The following is a 24,536-nucleotide window of genomic DNA, read 5'->3' on the forward strand; positions in this document are numbered from 1 at the left end:
CATGTCGCCTTTTGGTAAAGGATAGTCGCTTTTTGCCCGATCCCGGTGGGAGGTACAATACGAATATCCGAATTATGTACGGCCAATGACCATACGCTATGTTTTGCTTTGTTCCGTTTACGCGGAGCCGTGACAAACAGCAAAGATATTTAAACAAAAGCGTACCAAGGAACAGGATTTGCGCCGCGCAAAGCGCGTCGCCACGGGCCAGGCAGGCCGCGCCTTCGGCGCGGCCTGCCTGGCCCAACGGGAACCTTCGGATTTCAAATCCGAAAGGTGACGGACGGGAGACCCGGTTTTTTGCTGGTTCAAGGCCATTCTGCTGAGCTCAACGCCTACCAGATGAATTCCAACACTGTTTCAACCCGCATGACCTGTCACAACAAAATACATTTGTAAGGCAGGCCTTCCAGTCTGCTGTAGGTCTCCAGACCGTGACGCTTAAGCACTTCAATTGTGTCGCCTGACAATTCACCTTCAACCGTAACGGCTATCTCATGCATATCCTCGACGTACCGAACAATCACACCATCTATTAAAATTCTATGTACCTTAAACTCGTCACCATCACGATCTATCGCAACAGGGCTATGCGGAATGGGTGGCTGAAAGCGTGAATAAAACAATTCAGCATCAACGACATGCCCCCTTTGAGCAAACTCTGCTTTGTACCTTTCAGCGAATTTATCCAGGCGGGAAGACCGGCTGGCACGTGCGACAGTTTGGATCCCAAACAGTTCATTGTAGCTTTCGTCTTCGCGCACCAGGACCCACCTTGTAGCAACTTCAGATCCAGCCGTTGCCCAAGTGAGTGTTTCAAGATCAAACTCCCAAGTCGTCAGGTTTTCAACTGTCCTTTGAGCCTGATGATGGGTCACTTGACCGCCAGTGCAAACGATCTTGGTGCCGCTTTCATTCAATTCCGCCTTATGATCGTAAAGCCATGACGGGGCTTGCCCATTCACCTCAACGCGATGGATCGAGAAGCCTTCTAATTCCAGCTGGTAGATCTGCGTCTCGTGATCGCTTCTGCTTTCAGGATAGCGCAGGCCACCTATGATATAGACCTTATCGCCAACCAGAGTCGCACTATGAAAATCTGTGGGCGGGAAGACATCTTTGGGGTAACCGAAAATTTCGACAGATGCGTCGGGTCGCACGGCAACAACATCATTGTAGATGTAGAAATCAGGATCGTAGTGATCCTCATGTTCACCGCCGATGTAGATTTTGGTTCCATCGGCGAGAACAGTCTCACTTTGCCCATAACGGGCAAAACACCATCCGGGATAAACCCGTTCACCTGCTCCGGCGGCCTCATGGGCCGTATAGGCGCCTACACGCGTTTCAACGAGCCAGGACCAGACATCGTTGGTTTGTCTCTCAGGGTTTGCATTTCCTCGTTTGGGAACGCACCAATCCTTATATTGCGCACGCACCGAAGACTTAGCTTGAAGTTTCTTTCTCATAAAATTTCCGCCGGCTCTCCCGGCAGCATATTGGAATACTCAATTCGCCTAAATTAGAGAAAACCTTGAGAGAAATCAATCCTGAGGTGCAAAATTGAATTTTGCCTACAACAATCTGAGACTTCGAAAATGAAAAAGCCCCGGCACTTTGGTCGGGGCTTTTTTATTCTACGGTCTGGATCAGCCGGTCACCCGAATGGTCTCGTTCTTCGGATCATACGGACTGTCGCACGTTACTTCGGCGTCCCACAACTGATCCAGGATCTTGACCTTCAGCTTGGTGCCTGGCACCGCCAGCTCTGGTTTGACGTAACCCATGCCGATGCTCTTCTCGAAAGCTACCGAATAGCCACCCGAGGTCAGACGACCGACGCGCTCACCTTCTGGCGTATACAGCACTTCGCGGCCCCAGGGGTCGGCATCTGCCGGACCATCGATCAACAGGGTACAGCATTTGACCCGCACGCCGGTTTCCACCATGGCGTCCTTGCCGTGGAAATCTTTCGACAGATCGATGAAGCGCGGCAGATCCGCCTCGGCTGGAGTCGCATCGCGGCCCAGCTCGGTGCCGAAGGCACGATATGACTTCTCGAGACGCAGCCAGTTCTGCGCCCGTCCGCCGACCAGTTTCATGCCGTGCTTTTCACCGGCTTTTTCCAGCAGATCAAACAGGTAGTTCTGCATCTCGATCGGGTGGTGCAGCTCCCAGCCCAGCTCACCGGTATAGGCCACACGGATCGCATTGACCGGGCACATGCCCAGCTCGATCTGACGGGCCGAGAGCCATGGGAACCGTTTGTTGGACAGGGCTGTGTCCGGATCACCATCAATGATGATCTCTTTCAGCACATCGCGCGACTTGGGGCCGGCGATGGCAAAGACGCCCCACTGGGTGGTGACATCCTGGATCTCGATATAGCCGAACTCGTCCATCTTGTCTTCGGCAGCTTTGCGCAGGAAGTCAGCATCATATTCAGTCCAGGCACCGGCCGAGACGAGGTAATAGTTGTTCTCGCCGTTGCGCACGATGGTGTATTCCGTGCGGGTGGTGCCAGCCGAGGTCAGCGCATAGGTCAGGTTGATGCGGCCAACTTTCGGCAGCTTGTTGCAGGTGAACCAGTCCAGAAACTGAGTGGCACCGGGGCCCTTGACGACATGCTTGGTAAAGGCTGTAGCGTCGACAAGGCCGACACCTTCGCGGATCGCCTTGGCTTCGTCGACGGCATATTGCCACCAGCCGCCACGGCGGAAGCTGCGGGATTTTTCATCGTCAAAACCAACAGGCGCGTAGTAGTTCGGACGCTCCCAGCCGTTGACCCAGCCAAATTGCGCGCCGCGCTCTTTCTGGCGGTCATAAGCAGGCGAGGTGCGCAGGCCCCGAGCTGCAGGGCGCTCCTCGTCCGGGTGGTGCAGGATGTAGACGTGCTCGTAGCATTCTTCGTTCTTGCGGGCGGCAAACTCGGTGGTCATCCAGTTGGAAGAGTACCGCTTGGGGTCCAGGCTCGCCATGTCGATTTCAGCTTCGCCGTCAACCATCATCTGCGCCAGATAATAGCCGGTGCCGCCAGCGGCGGTGATGCCAAACGAGAAGCCCTCGGCCAGCCACATGTTGCGCAGGCCTGGTGCCGGACCAACCAGCGGGTTGCCATCGGGGGTGTAGCAGATCGGCCCGTTGAAATCGTCCTTCAGGCCGGATTCAGCACAGGAGGGCACACGTTCTGTCATTGCCATGTACTGCTCGGCGATCCGGTCCAGATCGAGCGGGAACAGGTCAGCGCGGAAGCTGTCGGGCACGCCGTGCTCAAAACGCGCCGGGGCGCCATGCTCGTAGATACCCAGGATCCAGCCGCCACGCTCTTCACGCGCATAGGATTCATTGTCCGCGTCGCGCACAACCGGGTGTTCGGGGTTGCCCGCTTCGCGCCATTTGACCAGCTCAGGGTCCTGATCCATGACGATGAAAGTGTGCTCGACCGGGATGGCAGGCATCTTAATGCCCAGCATCTTGGCGGTGCGCTGCGCGTGGTTGCCGCTGGCGGTCACAACGTGCTCAGCGGTGATGACGATCTGTTCGTCAGAGGGCACAAGATTGCCACCCTTTTCCACCATCTTGGTGCAGGTGACTTCCCAGTGGGTGCCGGTCCAGTGGAACTCATCTGCCTGCATTCTGCGCACAATGTCGACACCGCGCTGACGCGCACCCTTGGCCATCGCCATGGTCACATCAGCCGGGTTAATATAGCCATCCTCGGTGTGGTAAATCGCACCTTTCAGATCGTCAGTGCGGATCAGCGGCCAGCGCGTCTTGATCTCATCCGGGGTCAACCACTCATAGGGGACATCGCAGGTCTCGGCGGTCGAGGCATAGAGCTTGTACTCGTCCATGCGTTCCTCGGTCTGTGCCATGCGCAGGTTGCCAACCACGGCAAAACCGGCGTTCAGGCCGGTTTCTTCCTCAAGCTGCTTGTAAAAGTCGACCGAATACTTGTGAATATGGGTGGTCGCATAGGACATGTTGAACAGCGGCAGCAGGCCAGCAGCATGCCAGGTCGAGCCTGATGTCAGCTCGTCCCGCTCAATCAGCATGACGTCGTCCCAGCCTGCTTTGGCCAGGTGATAGGCAATCGAGGTACCAACGGCACCGCCGCCGACAACCAGGGCTTTGACTTGAGTTTTCATGGGGCCGCTCTCCGACAAATATGACTCGCTTTGATATGGTTATGCCCATGCCAAAGGTCGCGGGCCAAATCCATCCGACGCATAAACCGGCAAAACCGACCTCAGGTGTCATTCATCGGCGAAAATGAAAGTTGAAACGCCAGATTTGAGTATTTTTTAAAAGATGAAAGAGCAGGCCGGTCGCGAGAGAGTGATTAAGCGACGGTGAATTGGCGGAGCCGTCACGGTTCGCCTGCGGCTTGCGGGTGGCCTGATTAACAGTTCAGCGCGTTGTTGCGGCGGACACAAATGGATTTCGCGGGCTCAGGTGTGGCGCCCGTCGAAGGCTCTGCTGTGGTATCCGGTTCACCCCCAGTGAAACCCAGGCCAAACTGGGCCAACCTATCCCAGCCGTTCTGGCCATCTTCTTGCGTTGCATCCCGATCCAACACCGCAATCATCGGCTTGTTATAACGTGCCCGTACGATGGCAGCATAAGCCTTCATGCTTAATTCGCCGGGGCCAAGCCCGGCTTTTTGGCTCTGCATGTTGTAGTCCACCGCCACTACTGCCTGTGAACAAAGGGCGATGATTCCCAGTGATTTTCGAATACTCATCTGCCTGCCCCCAAATTACACAATCATCCTACCGCATGTGGTACAGGATGATCCGGTGCAAAATTATGGCAGGTTGCCGCAGCGCCTAACGCCACTCAGTCGGGCGGCGCGTAATATATCCCGCTAATCGACCAGGATCTTGCCGGGGTTCAGGATGTTGTCGGGGTCCAGTGCCACCTTGATCGCTGCCATATAGCGCGTTGTTTCGCCCAGCTCTGCCTTGAGGTAGGGGCGCTTGCCCTGCCCGATGCCGTGTTCTCCGGTGCAGGTTCCATCCATCGAGATCGCCATCTGGTTTAACCAGGCCACATAATCATCAGCGCGGGCGCGTTCCTCGGCGTTTTCCATATCGATCAGCAGCAGACAGTGAAAGTTGCCGTCGCCGACATGACCAACAATCGGCGCGATCAGCCCCATGGCAGCGGCCTTGTCCTGTGCCGCCACAACGCATTCAGCCAGCCGTGAGATTGGCACACAGACATCCGTCGAGATCCCCTTGGCGCCGGGGCGGATTTGCAACCCGGCCCAGTACATATCGTGCCGCGCCTGCCACAGCTTGCTGCGCTCTTCTGTGGTTGAGGTGGTGGCGATATCAAAGCCATCGAATTCTTCGGCAATGGAACTGAAGGTCTCTGCCTGTTCGGCCACACCGGCCTCAGACCCGTGGAACTCGAGCAGCAGAAGCGGTGTTTCCGGCAGTGACAGTTTGGAATAGGCATTGGCCGCCTTGACGCTCATCTCGTCCAGCAGCTCAATCCGGGCAACCGGAATGCCATACTGGATCGTCATCATCACCGCGCGACAGGCGTCATCAATGGTCCGGAATGAACAGCGCGCCGAGCTGATCGCTTCGGGGATGCCCTGCAGTTTCAGCGTTATCTCGGTGATCAGACCCAGCGTGCCTTCGGATCCGACCATCAGCCGTGTCATGTCGTATCCCGCCGAGGATTTCTTGGCCCGTTGCGCCGTGCGGATCACGGTGCCATCCGCCATCACCACCTCCAGCGCCAGCACATTGTCCTTCATGGTGCCATAACGCACCGCGTTGGTACCCGAGGCCCGCGTCGCCGCCATTCCGCCCAGCGATGCATTTGCACCGGGATCGATGGGGAAAAATAATCCCTGATCCCGCAGGAAGGTGTTCAACTGCTCCCGGGTGACGCCGGGCTGCACCACAACATCCAGATCTTCGCCGTGGACCGCCAGGATCTTGTTCATCTGGCTGGTATCGACAGAAATTCCGCCAGCGGGGGCATTCACATGGCCCTCCAGCGAGGTACCAGTGCCGAAGGGAATGATCGGCACCGCGTATTCGGCGCAGGCTTTGACGATCTGCGACACCTCGTTGGTGTCCACCGGAAAGACCACCGCGTCGGGCATCTGATTTTCAATCCAGGTGGTGGTATGACCATGCTGCTCGCGTATTGCTGTCCCGGTCTGTAAGCGGTCACCGAACAGCTGTTTCAACACGCCAATGGCCGCCTTGATCCCGGCCTCGTTACGCGGAAGGGATGTTGCCTGCACCATGACTCTACTCCTATTCAGCGGCACAGGGATGCCGCACCTTTACCAGTCAAAGTTAAGGTGCGGCCGCAACAAAGCGCAATACCCACAATCTGGTAGCACCCGCTATTCGCCCAGCGCGATACCCTCGCGGCGCGGATCCGCAGCGCCAAGCAGAGTGTCGCCGATTTCAATCGCGTGCAGGCCGGAATTCAGACTGCGCACCGCCACCTTGTAGCCCGCTTCGGTTAGCGGGTTTTCCTTTTCGGCGGCGCTGGTCGCCTCTTCCAGATCATAGGTGCCGAACCGGTTCACTGCATGGGGCAGTGAAATCGCCTGCTGTATATTCAAACCCCAATCAGCCCAGGCAATGATAGAGCTGGCGACATAGCCGATGATCCGGCTGCCCCCCGGCGAGCCGATGGCCAGCACCGGTTTGCCCTCTTGCATTACAATGGTCGGTGCCATTGACGAGCGCGGGCGCTTGCCCGGCTCTAGCCGGTTGGCAATCGGCACCCCATCGCGGTGGCTGCGGAACGAGAAATCGGTCAGCTCGTTGTTGAGCAGAAACCCACGCACCATCAGGCGCGAGCCAAAGGCATTTTCCACGGTGGTCGTCATCGACAACACGTTGCCGTATTGATCAACAATCGAGATATGCGAGGTCGATGGCAGCTCAATCGCTTCGTCATCCGCCCAGAGGGCGTGATCAAACTCGGGCGAGCCCGGGGCGACTTCGGTTAATGCGCTCTCTCCACTCAGCAGGGCCGCACGCTCCGCCAGATAGGCCGGATCAACCAGACCCTTGGTTGGCATCGGAACATAGTCGCTGTCCGCCATGTAGCGGCCCCGGTCCGCAAAGGCGAGCCGCGAGGCATCGCCGATCAGCCGCCAGCTTTCCGGGTTATCGGCGCCCAGCGCTGCCAGATCATACTGCCCCAACATGCCCAGGATCTGCCCCACAGTCAGCGCCCCGGACGATGGCGGGCCCATGCCGCAGACATCAAGCGCGCGGTAGGTCACACAAACCGGGGCCCGTTCTTTGACCTTATACAACGCCATATCCAGTGCCGACAGCACGCCGGGATTGCCCGGTGCCGTATTCACTGCGCCGACCACATCGGCTGCAATCGGTCCGGTGTAAAAGGCATCACCACCCTGCGCGGCCAATAGGCGCAATGTCTCTGCGTAGTCAGCATTGACCAGCCTATCCCCGGCCTGCAGTGCAGTGCCACCGGGCAGGAAATACGCGGCTGTTGTGGGAAAGCGTGTCAAACGGTCCGCGTCACGTTCGATCAGCCCCGCCAGACGTGGTGAGACGTCAAAGCCATCCTCGGCCAATGTGATCCCCGCCTGAAATAGCGACGGCCAGGGCGCGCGGCCCCAACGGCGATGGGCCTCCTCCATCAATGCCGGCGTGCCGGGTGTGCCGACGGACCGACCACCGACCACAGCATCAAAGAATTTCAGGGGCTCGCCCGCCTCATCCTGAAACAAGGTAGGCGTTGCTGCCAGCGGCGCCGTCTCGCGGCCATCCAGCGTTGTCAGCGCGCCGCTGGCAGCATCGTACCAGACCAAAAAGGCGCCGCCCCCCAATCCCGAGGACTGCGGTTCAACCAATCCCAGCACAGTCTGCACAGCCACCATCGCATCCGCAGCCGAACCCCCGGCGCGCAGCACCGCAGCCCCGGCCTCTACCGCATGGGGATTGGCGGCGGCGATCATCCAGTTTTCGGCCTCAACCGGCTGATCCGCCAGCTTCGCCTCAAGCGAGGCCGCCACGGCGGGCGACAGGGTTTCGAACCCACCCGATGTCGCCGCTTCGGGGGCGACGCCGTCGGCGGCTTGTTGGGAATAGGCTTGGGTCACAAGGGCTGTACTGGCCAGAAGTCCTAGAAAAATATGGCGCATAATAGTCTCCAAACACATCGAATAGAGGGAGCCTAGAACCATCTGCCACAGAACTAAACCGCTATTGGCCGCTAATTTTCAAACTCGGTGTTGGTTGGATTTTATAATCCGAGGTCTTGGCCAAACCCATAACCAGACAGGCGCCGGTGAATGGCGCCGTCCCGGTGCAGGGTTGATTGAAACAGGGAAAACCCGGCAACCGTGAATGGCGGCAAAGGGGCAGTGGCATGGTCGGCGATAAACCCTTCCAGACGCTGAGCATCCCGCCATGGCAAGCCCTGCCCGAACCGGGCCAGCGTGACATGCGGTATGTAGCGTTGCCGGTCCAGCACAATCCCTGCGCGATGTGCCGCACGGCGCACCTGCTGATGCAGATCTGCCAGCGCCTTGCTGGCAGCGATGCGCGCATACAGGATCTTGGGCGCACCTGCGTTAAAGCAGCCCAGCCCGTCAAACCCCAGTTCAAACCCCTGCACCGGGATGCCCGCCAACTCATAATGCAGCTCTTCCAGCAGTCTGTCAGACTGATCCCCCAGGAATGCCAGCGTAAGATGCAGGTTTTCCTGAGGGTTTGGCCTGACAACATGCAGGGAGAGGCTGAGCTGAGACAGGGCTGTGGTGACCTCATCCGGCAGTTCTATGGCCACAAAGGCGCGCATCATCTCACCCTCTGCTGGTCAGAGCATCGCAGGCACAACCTGATCCGGTGGCCTGTGGCCATCCTCGAATGTTTTGATGTTCAGCAGCACTTTTTCACCGGTCTCAATCCGGCCCTCTACTGTGGCCGACCCCATATGCGGCAGCAGCACCACATTGGGTTGCTCGCGCAGGCGAGGGTTGATGTTGGTGCCTTGCTCATAGACATCCAGACCGGCCCCGGCGATCTCGCCCGCGCGCAGCATCCGGGTCAGCGCCATCTCATCGATCACCTCGCCGCGTGACGTGTTCACGATCACCGCATCCGGCTTCATCAGCTTCAAACGGCGCGCGTTCATCAGGTGAAAGGTCGAGGGCGTCGATGGGCAGTTGATCGAGATCACATCCATCCGGGCCACCATCTGATCCAGGCTTTCCCAATAGGTGGCCTGCAACTCGGCCTCGGTCTCGCTGCGCAGACGGCGGCGATTGTGATAGTGCACCTGCATGCCAAAGGCCGCAGCGCGGCGAGCCACGGCCTGACCAATGCTGCCCATGCCTAAAATCCCAACGCGACGACCCGCCATACGGCCACCCAGCAATGCAGTTGGCGACCAGCCCTGCCAATCACCTTTTTGCATGATCGCCAGCCCCTCGGGGATGCGACGCACCACGGCCATGATCAGTGCCATGGTCATATCCGCGGTATCATCGGTCAGAACACCGGGCGTGTTGGACACCAGAATGCCACGCTGTCGTGCAGTGGCGACATCGATGTGGTCAACCCCGGCACCGAAATTAGCAATCAATTTCAACCGCTCACCGGCCTGCCCCAGCAACCGGGCATCGATAACATCCGTCACCGTCGGCACCAGAACATCCGCCTGCGCCATTGCCTCGACCAATTGGGCGCGGCTCAGCGGTGTATCTTCGGTGCGCAAAGTGACATCAAACAATTCGCTCAAACGGGTCTCAACCGGTTCCGGCAACCGTCGCGTAACGACAACACTCAGACGTTCTCTTGCCACTTGGCCACTCCCATAGCTTTTCTAATGAACCTGCTTTGTGCCATCGTGGCGCAGGATCGCAAAGGGCACAAGAACCCTTGCACCCCATCGACGCCAAGTGACGCAGTTTTCTGGAACCAGCCCGCGGAGTTTCCGGCAGAGGCAACGGCAAGAAAAAGCATCAGGCCCGGTGGAGAACAGGCAACGATAACAAAAGGCGAGCAGCAGGCAGTGACAATTTCGGTTTCAAGATTGCGCCCATTGGTGGCAGCGCTTTGCGTGCTGCTGATGTCCACTCCATCCCTTATGGCTGCCAATCCGGCCGCTGATCAGATTCGCGGCTCGGTGACAAACCTGCCCCTGCCCCGTTATGTGTCGATGAAGGCATCCAAAGGCAATGTCCGGCGCGGCCCCTCGCTGACACACCGGATCGACTGGGTGTTCACACGGCGCGACATGCCGCTGGAGATCACCGCCGAGTACGGCCATTGGCGCCGGGTTCGCGACCGCGATGGTGTTGGCGGTTGGGTGCATTACGCTCTGCTATCCGGAACCCGCACTGTGTTGATCGAAGAAGACATGCTGACCGTGCGTGCGCAGCCCAACGAGACGGCGCCGGTCTCGGCCGCTTTTGAACTGGGCGTGGTGGCCCGGCTTGGGTCCTGCTCGCAAAACTGGTGCCGGATCTCGGCCGGCGGCTATCGTGGCTGGGCGCCAAAAGTAAAGCTATGGGGTGTGACCCCGGACGAGCTGCGCGACTGAAGACACCCCGCGGTCTGGCCCCATCGCCCCTGTGACGGGCCTAAAACGTGCGGTTTTCGCACATCCGTGGCGTCACGGGACCCTATCTGGCCTTTCCCCTCTGCTTGGATTGACACCGGTATCTGCGCAGTCAAGATATGCCCTATATAATCGCGGCTGACCTGTCAGAACGTCGCGGCACGGGCGACCATTTTGAGAGGAAAAATCATGATTTCACTGAACCGCCGCAAGGCATTGGCACTGATGGGCGGCACCGTAGCTGCCGCTGGCCTGTCCACTCCAGCCCTGTCGCAGGGTCGTAAAATCACCGTTGGTGCGCTGCGCTTCACCAGCCACTCGGCCAGCTTCATCGCGCTGCAGCGCGACTATTTCAAAGACGCCGGTCTGGATGTCGAGCTGAAGTTCTTTCAGGCCGCCACGCCAATGGCAGTGGCGATTGCTTCGGGCGATGTGGACTATGCCGTGACCGCGATGTCTGGCGGTCTGGTGTCGCTGGCTGACAAGGGCGCAATCAAGATCATCGGGGGTGCATTGTCCGAAGAGGCTGGCATCGACGGACAAAAGTATCTGGTGTCCGATGCGGCGTTCCAGGCTGGTGCGACCAGCCCGGCCATGCTGGACGGCAAAAGCTATGGCATCACCGGCGCCGGATCGTCGTTCCACTACATGGGCGCAAAGCTGGCGCAGAAGGAAGGCATCGCACTGTCGTTCAAGCCACTGCAAAAGGTCGGTGCCATCATCGGCGCGCTGAAGTCCGGTCAGATTGATGCCTGGTCGATCGTGCCGCATATTGCCAAACCATTGGCGGGCTCTGGTGCCGTGCATATTATTGGCAATGTGTCGGATGTGCTGCCGGATTATCAGGTGACCACTGTGTTTACCTCGGCCAAGAATGCGGCGGATGAACGGGGCATGACCGGCGATTTCCTGGCTGGATTTTCCAAAGGTGTGGCGGATTACAACGCCACCATGATCGACCGCGCCCATGGCGATGATGGCGTCAACGAGATGGTCGATCTGATCCATCAGTATGTCTATGCTGATCGCCCGCGCGAAAAGGCGGCCAAGTCCATCATCAACGGCACCATGCGCCTGAATGATGGTGCGGCATTGAACACCGCCTCCCTGCAGGATCAGCTGAGCTGGTTCCAGTCCGAAGGTCTGGTTGGCGGTGACATCACGCTGGATACGGTTGTGGACAGCAGCTACGTCAAAACACTGAGTTAAAATCACCAGAGTTTCGCCCGGCTGATAGGCCGGGCGGCGCCCGACCCTCCCCGTCAAACCAAAGGTTTGCCTTTGGCAAAACGGAGGGCGCTTCGCACCCACCCAGGGTCAGGCACCTCCCTTGATTTTCATGTTATCCGTCAGCCTCTGGAGCCTCTTTTATGGACATCCGTCTGTCCTCCATCAGCCATTCGTATGACCAAACCGAAGTGCTGCGCGACATCTCGCTGGAAATTCCATCGGGCCAGATCGTCTGCATTGTCGGGCCTTCGGGCTGTGGCAAATCCACCTTGCTGCGTCTGATCGGTGGGTTAGAGCGGCCCAGCGCGGGCGAGATCTTGCAGATCGGAACTCCACCCGCTGATTGTTTAAACCCGCTGACCTATATCTTTCAGGATTTCGCCCTGCTGCCCTGGCGCAGCGTGCGGGGAAATATATCGCTGGTGCTCGAAGATCACGGCATTCGCGGTCAGGCGGCAGACGATATCATAAATGACGTGCTGGCCCGCACCAAGCTCAGCGATTTTGCCAAGGCCCTGCCCAAGCAATTGTCCGGCGGCATGAAGCAACGGGTGGCCATCGCCCGCGCCCTGGCGGTGAACCCCGCCGTAATGCTGATGGACGAGCCCCTGTCTGCATTGGACAGTCAGACCCGCGAATTGCTGATGGACGATCTGGTCAACCTGTGGAGCCGCACACCGTTCACGGCGGTCTATGTCACTCACAATCTGGCCGAAGCGGTGCGTCTGGGGCATTCCATAGTCGTTATGTCGCGCCGCCCCGGAGAGATCCGCGAAGTGGTCCATCTGGACACACCACTGGACCAACGCGGGCTGGGCAACGCCGAGATGGAACAGAAGCAGAAATACCTCTGGCAGCTGATGCGCCAAGAGGCACAGGCGGCAGATGCGGAGCTGATACATGTCTGACCAAATGAACAGCGGCGAAATCCGCAGCGTGCCGTTTCGCGGCGGCGGCTTTGCTCCCACCTCGCGCCGCTGGGTTGGCCTGGTGGTCTTTGTGACCCTGATCGCCCTGGCCGAGATCGGCACCCAGACCGGTTTCATCACCCCGCTGACGCTGCCCAAGCCATCCGATGTGCTGCGGACCTTTGGCGAGCTTTATAGTTCCGGACTTTTGTGGAAACATCTGAGCGTGTCCCTGTCCCGGCTGGTGGTCGGCGCGGCGATGGGGGCCAGTGTCGGCATCGCAGTCGGGGTGATGATCGGGTTGTTTTCCTATGTGCGGGCCGGATTGGTTCCTCTGGTGGCGGCGCTGTTTCCAATCCCCAAGATTGCCCTGTTGCCGCTGTTCGTGATCTGGTTCGGCATCGACGAGGGCTCTAAATACGCGCTGATTGCCTTTGGCACCTTTACTCCCACGGTGGTGGCCACCTATGGCGCGGTGGATAATGTTGACCGCGGCCTGATCCGCATGGGGCAAAGCTTTAACCTCAGCTGGTGGTCGATCGTTCGCAAGATCGTACTGCCCGGCGCCATGCCTGGCATTCTGTCGGGGCTACGGATCAGTCTGGCCATTGCCATCATCCTGCTTGTCGCCGCTGAAATGCTGGGGGCCGAATACGGCATCGGTGCTTATATCCTAGAGGCCGGATCCCTGTATGATCTTGAAAGACTGTTTGCCGGGGTCACGATCCTGTCGATACTGGGCGTAACGCTAAGCATAGGCATCGGAATAATGGAACGTCGACTGTTACGCTGGCGCATTTAATCTAGTTTACCACAAATAAGGAGCCTTTCATGGCCTGGATCCAAACCATCCCATATGACGACGCCGACGGTAAGTTGAAGATGCTGTATGACCGGGTCAAAGGCCCTGACAATAATGTCGACAACATCATGATGATGCACTCGTTGCGGCCCCACTCGATGGAGGGGCATATGGCGATCTACAAATACGTGCTGCACCACACCGGCAATACGGTACCCAAGTGGTTCCTGGAAACGCTGGGCGTCTGGGTCAGCCGACTGAACGACTGCGACTATTGCGTCGAACATCACTTCTCGGGGTTGAAACGGCTGTTGCAGGATGATGCCAAGGCAGATGCTCTAAGGGCCGCGATCGAGATGCGAAATATTTCCGCCGCGCCACTGGACGAAGGCCAAAAGCTGGCAATGGAATATGCCCGCCAGTTGACCCGCGATCCCGGTGGCATGACACAGGACATCGTGCTGCAACTGCGCGCAGCAGGGTATACTGACGGCGAGGTGCTGGAGATCAATCAGGTCAGTGCCTATTTCAACTACGCCAACCGCACCGTGCTGGGGCTGGGGTGCTCGACCAAGGGCGATATTCTGGGCCTGTCGCCGAACAAATCGGATAACCCCGACGACTGGAGCCACACTTAAGGTCCCTTACAGTCCATCTCCCGGCTCTGTCAGAGGCCGGGAGATACGGTTACTCGGCCACGGTCAGAATTTCATCCAGCGGCTTTTTCATCTTGGCAACCTTCGGCACCTTGGCGTCCTTGGTGGGGTGACCAACCGCAACAATCATGATGGGCTTTTCTGACGCCGGGCGACCTAGCATCTCATTCAGAAACCGCATCGGGTTGGGTGTATGGGTCAAGGTGACCAGCCCGGCATGATGCAACGCCGTCAGCAAGAACCCCGAGGCAATGCCGACGCTTTCGGGTACGTAATAGTTCTTGAAACGCTCTCCATCGTCGAAATGCCCCCAACGCTGGGCAAAGATCACGATCAGCCAGGGCGCCTGATCCAAATGTGGTTTGTCATCATTAGTACCGATTGGTTCTAACGCCTTCAGCCACTCGTCGCCTGCCCCGCCCTCATAGAACTTGCGCTCTTCTTCCTCGGCGGCCAAGCGAATGCGGTGCTTAAATGCCGGATCAGAAATCGCCACAAAATGCCAGGGCTGGTGGTTTGCCCCGGATGGCGCAGTGCCTGCCGCCCGGATGCAATCCTCGATCACCTGACGCGGCACAGGACGGTCGGTGTAATCGCGCACTGTATGGCGGCGCTTAATGGTGTCGTAAAACGCCCGCGCAGCAGAGACCATCTCGGCATCACTCAGCTCTGCCCGGTCTGGCAGATCCACGGCTTCATATTCAATGTGGTCTTTTGCAAACATGCGGATGCTCCTTCGTCTCGTGATAGCCTGTGTTTTCCACTTTCTACCCGGATCATTCCGTGACACGCATTCCTCATCAATGAGGACCTTTGACCTGCTATGTACATCATGTGATGATCCCCATCGCGGTCATATTCTGACCGGCATCCAGACAGGTTCAAAGGCGTAACCCATGATCATTGACCGGAAAATCAAAGGTGCGCTGCCCGACACTAAACTTAGCGCCACCGCCCTGAGCCAGCTGAGTGCCACCATAGGAACGCCAACCTATGTCAACGCAGCGCTGGATCTTGCACGACTGGAAACCGGAGCAAGTTTTATTTCAATGTTTTGTCAGGGCGACCGGGATACCCCGCTGCTGGTTGGGACCACCTGTGTCTTTGGCCAACGACGGGCGGATCAGGCCGCCAAAGCCTATCTGCGACATAGTGCAGATGACCGGAACTCTGCCCTGTTGGCCGGGGCCTCGGGTCTAGGCGATTTTCTGACCCTGCAACATGCCGCCAACATCACGTCATTTACCTACCGGCGGGATTGCTATGAACAACCCGGCATCGCAGCGCGCCTCTCGTTAATCCGGCGCACAGCCTCTTTTGGGCTAGCCGTCAGCCTGTATTCCAGCACCAAAGACGGTGTCTTCCTCTCTCAAATGCAGGACCGGGCAACCGCCGTTCTGGGGCTATTGCTGGCCACCACCGAACGCCATGTCGCCTTTTCCCTTAAGGGTAAAACCTGGCAGGGACAGGACATCCAAACCAGGCTGGCAGTCACCTTTCCCGCACTGACCAAACGCGAGCGCGAAGTGGCCGCGATGACCGTAAAGGGGCGCACAGCGGCTGAAATTGCCAAAATTCTGGGATTGGCCGAAACAACTATCATCACCCACCGCAAAAAGGCTTACAGGCGAATGAATGTGGCCTCGCTGCGCGAGCTGATGGCGACCTTCTGACAGGAATGTCGCCCTGTCAAAGTTCCAACTGCTGCTCGAACTCTAGCTGAATACGGCGCAACTCTTCGATGGCTGCGCGAATGTCGCTGCTGTCGATCACATTCACCTCAACATGGTCACCGCTTCGTGACAACCGACGCCGCAATAGCTGATCGCGATGCTTGTCCGAGCGAAACTCGAGGACTTTGAACACTTCGATGGGACGTGAGAATCCTTTTGGCTGCACCTCGCCAACGGATTCACACGCCACATGTTCGGAAATCAGGTTGCAGGTGGTATCCGAGATCAGAACGCTGCCCGGCTCAGCCAGCCCTTCGAGACGGGCCGCCAAATTCACTGGCCTGCCAAGCACAGTGTAATCCAGCCGCTTATCCGAGCCGAAATTCCCAACTGTGCAAAAGCCCGAGGTTATCCCCATACGCACGCGCATTGGTTTCGGCACACCCAGCTTTTTCCAGTGGCTTTGTAACTCAGTCACGCGCTGCTGCATGCGCAGCGCCATCTCGACCGCCTTCAGCGCGTCTTCTTCTTCGCCGTCACTTTCGGGATCGCCAAAAAACACCATCACCGCATCGCCGATGAACTTATCAATGGTGCCGCCACATTGAATGGCGATCGACGACATTTCAGACAGGTAGGAATTGATAACCATCGTCAGCCGTTCAGGCTCTAAGGTTTCGGACAGGTCAGTGAAGTGTTCGATGTCAGAAAAGAAGATGGTCAGGTTTTTACGCTTGGTTGCGATGCCGCCCTCCTGTTTGCCCGCAAAAATACTGTCATAGATCTGCGGGGACAGGTATTTGGCCAATCTGGTCGCCAGATTCTCCAGCTGAGCGCTTTTCTCTTCGATAATCTCACGGTCACGGATTTTCTGCTCCAACAGTTCCTCGCGCTCGTGCCGCAGTTTCCATTCATCGGTGCGGTCAACAAATTGCCCCTGAATACCGTTCAGATAGGAAAAGCTGTCATCTGCTGTGAGCGTCGACATCAAGGCATAGACCCGGCTGTTGCCATTGTCCGAAATATGGATTTCCGGGATCCGCACCGAGCCCTGTTCGCGAATACCAGAAATCCAGGTGTCGATCTGCGCTCCGGGTACGCCCAGTTGTTCTAGAACATCGGGGAAATAGGCGTTCGAAACATTGCCCAACACCGGAAAGAAACTCAGAAAATTCTCGTTTACTTTGAGGATCTCAAAATCCTGGTTGGCGTAATAAGCTGCCGTAATGGCGTTTCGGAAATTGAAAAAGCTCAAATCGACAATATTATTCTGATTGAAAAGATCCTCAACTTTCATGGCCACTCCGTGTTGTTTGATGTGCGCTGACTTGGTGCAGAACAAAATCCAGTTTCCATTGCGCCCGTTTGCCGGTGACAGCCCCCCAAGTGGTGACACAATAGGGTGTGAGATAGGTTAGAAGTACTTTCCAGACAGGTGGAAACTCACCTGCAAACATTTGATCTCCGTGGTTTATCAGCGTCAGCACTGTGCCCACAACAAGGGCTGTTGCCAGGGCTTTTTGTGGCGTTCCATCGCCCGTGATCATGTGCACAACGCTGGGTGCTGTCTGTTTTTGTACCTTGGCCTTGGTCATAAACCCGCCTCCCCCGAATAAAACACTGGCTTGCTCCACCCTTCGGTCAAAACAACGCTGTGGTATTCAGGCAGTTTAAAGAAGCAATTCAAAAAAGCATGGACTAAATTTCGGGCAACTCTGAGGCGGCGTTTCCACCATGACGTTGCGCCAAACACAAATGGAACCGGGCGCGCTGCCGCAGAAATGCTGTCGTGCCGCATTTCTTTCTGACCCTGCGGAATTCTGGTGCCTGAATAAGACTTTATTAGGGGACGCGCTCTATCGATCGGTGAAAACTGCACATTCCCCAAAGGAACAGCCCGCAATGCCAGAAATACTATATCGTCTTTCAACCCGCATCTATGCAGTGATAGCACTTTCGCTCTGCATGGTTGCGCTGCTTACGTTTCTGTTGTTATCGCGCGCCGTCGACAACGCCTATTCAATGCGGGAAGTGGAACTTCGCAATGCAACAGATACAGCCGTCAGCCTGCTGGCAGCGCTAGAGGCGCGGGTAGAATCCGGCACATTGACCCGTGACGAGGCTCTGACGCTTGGGCGTGACCAGCTGAATTCGTTGCGATTCGGCACATCGGGGTACTTTTTTGTCAACGATTTGACCAATATCGTGCGGGCCCACCCCTTTAAACCTGATTGGGAAGGCACCGACCAGTCCGCCCTTGAGGACGTCAATGGCCTGAAAATCTTTCAAGAGATGCAGAAAATTGGTCTCAGCCCAGCTGGCCAAGGTGCTCTGCGCTATTGGTTCCAAAAACCAAATGCCGACGAACCGGAGCAGAAAATTGGCTATGTGCAACTGTTCAAACCCTGGGGCTGGATCGTTGGCACCGGATCTTACGTCTCCGACATTGAGACCAGCCTAAGCTGGATGCGCACAGCCGCCTTGCTGACAATGGCGTTCTGCGTGACTCTTTTGGTCGGCGCTGGGTTCTTCATCGCGCGCAGCGTGACAGGCCCGCTGGCCGCTTTGCAGGCGCGTATGCAGGGGATGGCCGACGGCGAAACGCAATCCGATGTGCCTGCTACCGATGTCAAAAGTGAAATCGGAGCAATGGCTCAAACGGTTGAGGTCTTCCGACAGTCCATGCTGAAACAAGCCGAATTGGAAAGCAGTCAAGCGGCCCGTGACGAACATAGACGCGGTGTTGTGAGTACCCTTAGTCAGCACCTGTCAGCCCTGTCTCACGGCGATCTGACCGTTCAGATCAACGAGCCCTTTCCTGCTGATTATGAACAGCTGCGTCAGGACTTTAACCAAACCCTCGAAACACTGAACAGCACGGTTGTACAGGTAATTGCGGCCTCAGACAGCATTAGTAACGGCGCGGCCGAGATCACTCAGTCCTCTGGTGATTTGTCTCATCGCACCGAAAGCCAGGCTGCGACACTCGAAGAAACCGCGGCCGCACTGGAGGAGATGACGGTCAGCGTACAATCTGCAGCGGAAGGGGCGCAGACCGTTGAAAGCGTCACCCAAGCCGCCAAGACGGAAGCCAGGGACAGTGGCTCCGTTGTTCAAAACGCCGTAGAAGCCATGAACGAGATCGAACATTCGTCTAACCATATCTCTCAGATTATCGGCGTGATTGACGACATTGCATTCCAAACCAACCTGTTGGCACTGAATGCGGGGGTCGAGGCAGCCCGCGCAGGCGAAGCAGGGCGTGGCTTCGCGGTGGTCGCCTCGGAGGTGCGGGCACTGGCCCAGCGATCATCAGACGCGGCTACCGAAATCAAAACTCTGATCGGCGACTCGTCACAGCAGGTTGAGAAAGGTGTGGAGCTGGTTGGCAAAGCAGGGGCTGCGCTGAAGCGGATTGTCGAACGGGTGACCGATATCTCGCAGCAAGTATCCGCCATTGCGGTCAGCGCCTCCGAACAGTCGACCGGCCTGAACGAGATCAACACAGGCGTCAGCCAACTGGATGAGGTGACGCAGCAGAATGCGGTAATGGTGGAACAGTCCACTGCGGCCGGACAATTGCTCAGCACGGATGCCGACAAACTGTCAGGCCTGGTATCCCGTTTTACCATCACAGGCGGCAACCCCCGCTCTGCCAAAGTGACCTTGGCCTCTGCGTCCCCTGTTGCGGCACCACCTTCGGTCCCGACGTCCCATGGGACAGATGATTGGGATACTGACATGGCAACGCCCATGCCCATGGCAGTGTCCCAGGGATCTGCCGCCAAGGATATGTGGCAGGATTTTTAATCCAGACCAAAGGTCGCTACGCAAACCTCTGCAGCTGATTTGGGCCTGCACCGATCCCCTCTTGCCTTCGCAAGGGGGGATCTTTTTTAACTCCAGCCCCAAGCGCGTCAATATGTTCAGGCTATTATTGCCTCAGGCAATTGAACGTCAGGGCCGCTTGTTCTACATGGGGTCCATAATATAGGCCGCCAGAGTCGGAATCCACGACCCCTGCGCGGCAATATGGGACCATCAAGGGTGCAATCCGACTGCGCCGACTTACGAACTTCCAAGATCGCTGAAAGGTTGAGAACTATGTCAGATAAACCTAACCCAGATGTATTGTATACCATCGTAGACGAAGCGCCCGAGTTGGCCAGCGCCTCGCTGTTGCCTATCATCCGTTCCTTTGCCGGCGCCGCAGGCCTGAACTTTGGAACCAAGGATATTTCGCTGGCCGCACGCATCATTTCAGCCTTCCCCGATAGCCTGACCGAAGAGCAGCGCCAGTCCAACGATCTTGCTGAACTGGGCAACCTGGTCAAAACACCAGACGCCAACGTCATCAAACTGCCAAACATTTCCGCCTCCGTTCCGCAGCTGGTGGCCGCAATCACCGAACTGCAGTCGCAGGGCTACGCGCTGCCCGATTTCCCGGAAGAGCCATCGACCGAGGCCGAAAAAGCTGCACGCGCCAGCTATAACGCAGTCATGGGCTCTGCCGTGAACCCGGTCCTGCGCGAAGGCAACTCGGACCGTCGTTCGGCCAAAGCCGTGAAAAACTACGCTCAGAACAACCCCCACTCGATGGGCGCCTGGGTCAGCGACAGTAAAACCAAAGTCTCGTCCATGTCGGGCAACGACTTTTACGCAAATGAGAAATCCGCCACCATCACTGCCGCTCAGGCGGGTGACGCGAAAATCGAATTTGTTGCCAAAGACGGCTCTGTGACTGCGCTGAAAGACGCCTGGCCACTGGAAGCTGGCACCATTGCAGATGCCTCTTTCATCTCGGCCAAGGCCCTGGGATCTTTCCTGTCTGCTGCGATCGAAGACACCAAAGCCGACGGCACCATGTTCTCACTGCACCTGAAGGCCACTATGATGAAGGTCTCGGACCCGATCATCTTTGGCCACGCCGTCAAAGCCTGGCTGGCCCCAGTGTTCGCAAAGTTCGGTGCTGAAATGGACGCACTGGGTGTGAACGCAAATTCCGGTATGGGTGATTTGCTGGACCGGGTTTCCGGTAACGCCGACATCATGGCCGCCATTGACGCGGTGAACGCTGATCGCCCCAGCATCTATATGGTGGACAGCGATAAAGGCATCACCAACCTGCACGTCCCCTCTGATGTGATCATCGATGCCTCGATCCCCGCGATTATCCGCGCCGGCGGCAAAGGCTGGAACGAACTGGGCAACAAAGGCGACACCAACTGCGTGATCCCCGATCGTTGCTACGCCACTGTCTATGACGAAGCCATCAACTTCTTCAAAGCCAACGGAGCCCTGGACGTCACCACTGCGGGGTCTGTCGCCAACGTTGGCCTGATGGCGCAAAAAGCCGAGGAATATGGCTCACACCCAACCACCTTTGAAGCCGCTGCAGATGGTGCAATCCGCATTGTTCTGGCCAATGGCGATGTTCTGCACAGCCATGACGTCGAAGCGGGTGACATCTGGCGCGCTTGCACTGCCAAGAAGGCGCCAATCGAGAACTGGATCGCACTGGCACTGGATCGTCAGCGCCTGACCGGCTCCGAGGCCATCTTCTGGCTGGACGCTGATCGCGCCCATGATGCGCAGCTGATCGCCTATGTCACGCCTGCGCTGGCCGCAGCGGGTGTTGCCGACAAGTTCCAGATCATGGCTCCACGTGACGCCACCGCACAGTCGCTGAAGACCATCACCGCAGGCAACGACAGCATCGCCATCTCTGGCAATGTGCTGCGGGATTATCTGACCGACCTGTTCCCAATCCTGGAACTGGGCACCTCGGCCAAGATGCTGTCGATCGTGAAACTGATGAACGGTGGCGGCTTGTTCGAAACCGGGGCTGGCGGCTCTGCCCCCAAGCACGTTCAGCAGCTGGTCGAAGAAAACCACCTGCGCTGGGACTCAATGGGCGAATTCTGCGCGTTGGGGGAAAGCCTGAACTTCCTGGCCGACAGCAAAGGCAATGCCAAAGCCGGCGTGCTGGGTGTCGCGGCCGAGGCTGCGACCCAAGGCATTCTGGACAACAACAAGTCGCCATCACGCAAGGTGGGTGAGCCCGACAACCGCGACAGCCACTACTGGTTCGCCCGCTACTGGGCCGAAGCCCTGGCTGCACAGTCCGACGATGCAGACCTGGCCGCTCACTTTGCCCCAATTGCAGCCGATCTGGCAGCCAAAGAACAGGCGATCACCTCAGAATTGGCCGCAGCACAGGGAAAACCTGCTGACCTGGGCGGGTATTATAACACCGATCCCGCAAAAACGGCCATCGTGATGCGTCCCAGCGCCACGCTGAACGCCATCATCGACTAAAGTCAGCTGGCTACACAAAAAACAAGGCGTCCGGATCCGGGCGCCTTTTCTGTTTGTCCTGCCTCTGATCTCCCTGCGTGTTCGCATCTAATGCCTCAGACATGAGGCCTCCACCTCTTCGCATATGACTTCAACGTCGCCCCTAAACAAATTCTTCACCACAACCGCATAGGTTGTTTCAGTAAGTTTTTTAAAAGGTGTGTATGTCATGAAGAAATCAATACGGATGAAGTCCGCCCTCTATATCGTCATAGCGATCGCAGCGTTTGGTATGCTTGGCCTAATCGCCGCAATGTTCAATCTGTCGCAATACCAAAAACATGCATTCCATGAGGAAGTAGAATTGAGCGAGATGAGATTCCAGGCCTCAAACCTCGAGTCAATTTTGTTGCAGGCGCGCAGACTCGAAAAAGATTTCTTGCTACGGCGCGATGATAAGTACATCGGGCTACACGCCACAACGATGGGCACAGCCTATTCCGTACTCGATGACATTGCTGATCATTTCAAACTGACCGGAAGCGAGCACGGGGTACAGGACAGTGAGCACGCGCAATCCCTGCTCACAGATTATGAAAATACATTCAAAACCCTGGTGTCCCTGTCACACCAGATTGGGCTGGACCCAAGTTCTGGATTACGGGCCGAGCTAAGGGCACAGGTCCACGAAGTCGAAACACTGATGCAAGAGATCAACCACCCGGAACTTCTGGTAATGGTGTTGACTATGCGCCGCCATGAAAAGGATTTTTTCCTACGTAGCGAAGCTAAATACGTGACCCGCCTGGAAGAATCCATCGCCGCGTTTCAGGCTATTCCTGACGCCCAGTTTGACAGCGATGATGTTGCCACAAAGGCCAAAGGTCTGATTGCATCCTATGGTGAAACCTTCGGAAAACTTGCCGCCCTAAAGGCAGATGAACTTGAAGCCAGAGCCGCGCTGGCATCGCTTTATTCGAAGTTTCACCCGATTTATGTGGAGCTGATGAACGACTATGCCGCCGAGGCTGATGAGATTTCAGCATCGTCCGAGCAAGCCGTCAATGCCACGATTACTGCGACTGCGGCAATTGCAGGGGTGGCTTTAATCGCCTTTACAATCATCGGCGCAGTTTTGGCCCATGTCTTGTCACATCGGCTTACAGCATGTTCAAACGCATTAACGGCTGTTGCAAACGGCGACATCGGCACAAAGCCTGATACCAGTAGCTTTATCGTTGAAATAACCCAGCTATGGGGCGCGTTCTCTTTCATTTCCAAATCTGTCGCAGACCAAAAAATGATGCAGGCAAAACTGGACCAAGACCGGGTAGAGCAGGCAAACGTGATTGAGGCACTCAATCAAGGATTGAAGGAAATGGCCGACGGAAACCTGACACAGCCCATCCAGGAAGCCTTCCCCGAAGCCCACGAGCAATTGCGCACAAATTTCAATCACACTCAGAAATGCCTGAACACCATTGTAATGGATGTTGTCCATTCGGCTGACAGCATCAACAACGGTGCGACCGAGATCAGCCGCGCGGCTGATGACCTGTCGCATCGCACCGAAAGCCAGGCCGCAACGCTGGAACAAACAGCAGCGGCGCTTGAAGAAATGACTGCCAGCGTCAAATCCGCTGCTGAGGGCGCCCATAGCGTGGAAAACATTGTGAACGAGGCAAAAACTGAAGCCATAGAAAGCGACAAAGTGGTGCAGCATGCGGTTTCGGCGATGACTGAAATCGAAGGGTCTGCCCGCCACATCAGTCAGATCATCGGCGTGATCGACGACATTGCTTTCCAGACCAATCTTCTGGCGCTGAACGCGGGTGTCGAAGCCGCCCGTGCAGGCGAGGCCGGTCGCGGCTTTGCGGTGGTAGCCTCTGAGGTGCGGGCTCTGGCCCAGCGCTCTTCTGATGCAGCACTGGAGATCAAAACGCTGATCAGCGACAGCTCAAAGCAGGTTGAACAAGGCGTAGAATTGGTTGGCAAGGCCGGAGAAGCCTTGAACAGCATCGTCAACCGGGTTGGTCACATCTCGCAATTGGTGTCCGAAATTGCAGTTGGGTCCGCCGAACAGTCCACTGGGTTGGGTGAGATCAATGTTGGTGTGACGCAACTGGACCAGGTGACCCAGCAAAATGCCGCCATGGTGGAACAGGCAACTGCCGCCGGCCACTTGCTGATCGCTGATGCCGGTAAATTATCCGATGTGGTGTCTCATTTCAGTGTTGAAGGTCGCAGTGGCAGCCGCGCTGCAGTACCGACCGTTCATGGAACAAACTGGCAAGACCAGCCAGAGGAGCCACCCCGTGCAATGGCAGTAAACGAAAGCCCCAGCTCAGCCGACGGTTGGCAGGATTTCTAAAATAATCGGCACGCGGCG

General features: G+C 57.1%; 19 protein-coding genes. 9 read left to right on the plus strand and 10 right to left on the minus strand.

Going from position 1 to position 24,536, the window contains the following annotated elements:
- Positions 1-377 precede the first annotated feature (377 nt).
- From EBB79_RS17140 to EBB79_RS17170, 7 genes are all read right to left on the minus strand, one after another.
- The gene (locus EBB79_RS17140; RefSeq protein ID WP_127750024.1) at positions 378-1,469 is read right to left on the minus strand and encodes a Kelch repeat-containing protein; all 1,092 of its coding nucleotides are present in this window, start codon (positions 1,467-1,469) and stop codon (positions 378-380) included.
- Between the two features lie 180 nt (positions 1,470-1,649).
- Positions 1,650-4,148, minus strand: coding sequence for a GcvT family protein (locus EBB79_RS17145; protein ID WP_127750026.1), 2,499 nt, complete (start codon positions 4,146-4,148; stop codon positions 1,650-1,652).
- A gap of 254 nt (positions 4,149-4,402) precedes the next feature.
- Positions 4,403-4,744: a hypothetical protein gene (locus EBB79_RS17150; protein ID WP_127750028.1), complete on the minus strand. Its 342-nt coding sequence runs from the start codon at positions 4,742-4,744 to the stop codon at positions 4,403-4,405.
- A 123-nt stretch (positions 4,745-4,867) separates the two neighbouring features.
- The gene (locus EBB79_RS17155) at positions 4,868-6,271 is read right to left on the minus strand and encodes an FAD-binding oxidoreductase (protein ID WP_127750029.1); all 1,404 of its coding nucleotides are present in this window, start codon (positions 6,269-6,271) and stop codon (positions 4,868-4,870) included.
- 102 nt (positions 6,272-6,373) lie between these two features.
- Positions 6,374-8,158, minus strand: coding sequence for a gamma-glutamyltransferase (ggt, locus tag EBB79_RS17160; protein ID WP_127750030.1), 1,785 nt, complete (start codon positions 8,156-8,158; stop codon positions 6,374-6,376).
- Between the two features lie 101 nt (positions 8,159-8,259).
- Positions 8,260-8,820, minus strand: coding sequence for an RNA 2',3'-cyclic phosphodiesterase (gene thpR, locus EBB79_RS17165; RefSeq protein WP_127750031.1), 561 nt, complete (start codon positions 8,818-8,820; stop codon positions 8,260-8,262).
- A gap of 15 nt (positions 8,821-8,835) precedes the next feature.
- Positions 8,836-9,822, minus strand: a complete 987-nt coding sequence (locus EBB79_RS17170) for a 2-hydroxyacid dehydrogenase (RefSeq protein WP_127750032.1) — start codon at positions 9,820-9,822, stop codon at positions 8,836-8,838.
- Between the two features lie 267 nt (positions 9,823-10,089).
- On the opposite strand from EBB79_RS17170, the gene EBB79_RS17175 reads away from it, so the two are divergent.
- The 5 genes from EBB79_RS17175 (at position 10,090) to EBB79_RS17195 (ending at position 14,159) form a co-directional block, all read left to right on the plus strand.
- Positions 10,090-10,563 (plus strand): SH3 domain-containing protein, encoded by a 474-nt coding sequence (locus tag EBB79_RS17175; protein WP_177627881.1) that lies wholly within the window; start codon positions 10,090-10,092, stop codon positions 10,561-10,563.
- Between the two features lie 207 nt (positions 10,564-10,770).
- On the plus strand, positions 10,771-11,790 hold the full coding sequence (locus EBB79_RS17180; RefSeq protein WP_127750035.1) for an ABC transporter substrate-binding protein: 1,020 nt from the start codon (positions 10,771-10,773) through the stop codon (positions 11,788-11,790).
- A 161-nt stretch (positions 11,791-11,951) separates the two neighbouring features.
- Positions 11,952-12,719 (plus strand): ABC transporter ATP-binding protein, encoded by a 768-nt coding sequence (locus EBB79_RS17185; RefSeq protein ID WP_127750037.1) that lies wholly within the window; start codon positions 11,952-11,954, stop codon positions 12,717-12,719.
- Entirely contained in the window at positions 12,712-13,521 is an 810-nt protein-coding gene (locus EBB79_RS17190) for an ABC transporter permease (protein ID WP_127750039.1), read from the plus strand. The genes EBB79_RS17185 and EBB79_RS17190 overlap by 8 nt, the downstream gene beginning before the upstream one ends.
- Before the next feature lie 29 nt (positions 13,522-13,550).
- Complete coding sequence (locus EBB79_RS17195) at positions 13,551-14,159, plus strand: carboxymuconolactone decarboxylase family protein (protein WP_127750041.1); 609 nt, start codon at positions 13,551-13,553, stop codon at positions 14,157-14,159.
- 49 nt (positions 14,160-14,208) lie between these two features.
- Here the strand turns inward: EBB79_RS17195 and EBB79_RS17200 are convergent, their stop codons facing one another.
- On the minus strand, positions 14,209-14,901 hold the full coding sequence (locus EBB79_RS17200) for a nitroreductase family protein (protein WP_127750043.1): 693 nt from the start codon (positions 14,899-14,901) through the stop codon (positions 14,209-14,211).
- A gap of 172 nt (positions 14,902-15,073) precedes the next feature.
- Here EBB79_RS17200 and EBB79_RS17205 point away from each other — a divergent pair, with 172 nt between their 5' ends.
- A complete protein-coding gene (locus EBB79_RS17205) occupies positions 15,074-15,850 on the plus strand; it encodes a helix-turn-helix transcriptional regulator (RefSeq protein WP_127750045.1) in 777 nt (258 codons plus the stop codon).
- Between the two features lie 16 nt (positions 15,851-15,866).
- Here EBB79_RS17205 and EBB79_RS17210 read toward each other — a convergent pair whose 3' ends face one another.
- Positions 15,867-17,147, minus strand: coding sequence for an adenylate/guanylate cyclase domain-containing protein (locus EBB79_RS17210; protein ID WP_127750047.1), 1,281 nt, complete (start codon positions 17,145-17,147; stop codon positions 15,867-15,869).
- The gene (gene nrtS, locus EBB79_RS17215) at positions 17,137-17,445 is read right to left on the minus strand and encodes a nitrate/nitrite transporter NrtS (protein WP_127750048.1); all 309 of its coding nucleotides are present in this window, start codon (positions 17,443-17,445) and stop codon (positions 17,137-17,139) included. The genes EBB79_RS17210 and nrtS overlap by 11 nt, the downstream gene beginning before the upstream one ends.
- A 307-nt stretch (positions 17,446-17,752) precedes the next feature.
- On the opposite strand from nrtS, the gene EBB79_RS17220 reads away from it, so the two are divergent.
- From EBB79_RS17220 to EBB79_RS17230, 3 genes are all read left to right on the plus strand, one after another.
- A complete protein-coding gene (locus EBB79_RS17220) occupies positions 17,753-19,660 on the plus strand; it encodes a methyl-accepting chemotaxis protein (RefSeq protein WP_127750050.1) in 1,908 nt (635 codons plus the stop codon).
- A 294-nt stretch (positions 19,661-19,954) separates the two neighbouring features.
- The gene (locus EBB79_RS17225) at positions 19,955-22,168 is read left to right on the plus strand and encodes an NADP-dependent isocitrate dehydrogenase (RefSeq protein WP_127750052.1); all 2,214 of its coding nucleotides are present in this window, start codon (positions 19,955-19,957) and stop codon (positions 22,166-22,168) included.
- Between the two features lie 208 nt (positions 22,169-22,376).
- The gene (locus EBB79_RS17230) at positions 22,377-24,518 is read left to right on the plus strand and encodes a methyl-accepting chemotaxis protein (RefSeq protein WP_127750055.1); all 2,142 of its coding nucleotides are present in this window, start codon (positions 22,377-22,379) and stop codon (positions 24,516-24,518) included.
- Positions 24,519-24,536 lie beyond the last annotated feature (18 nt).

This window comes from Parasedimentitalea marina (assembly GCF_004006175.1).
In the GTDB taxonomy this organism is placed as follows: domain Bacteria; phylum Pseudomonadota; class Alphaproteobacteria; order Rhodobacterales; family Rhodobacteraceae; genus Parasedimentitalea; species Parasedimentitalea marina.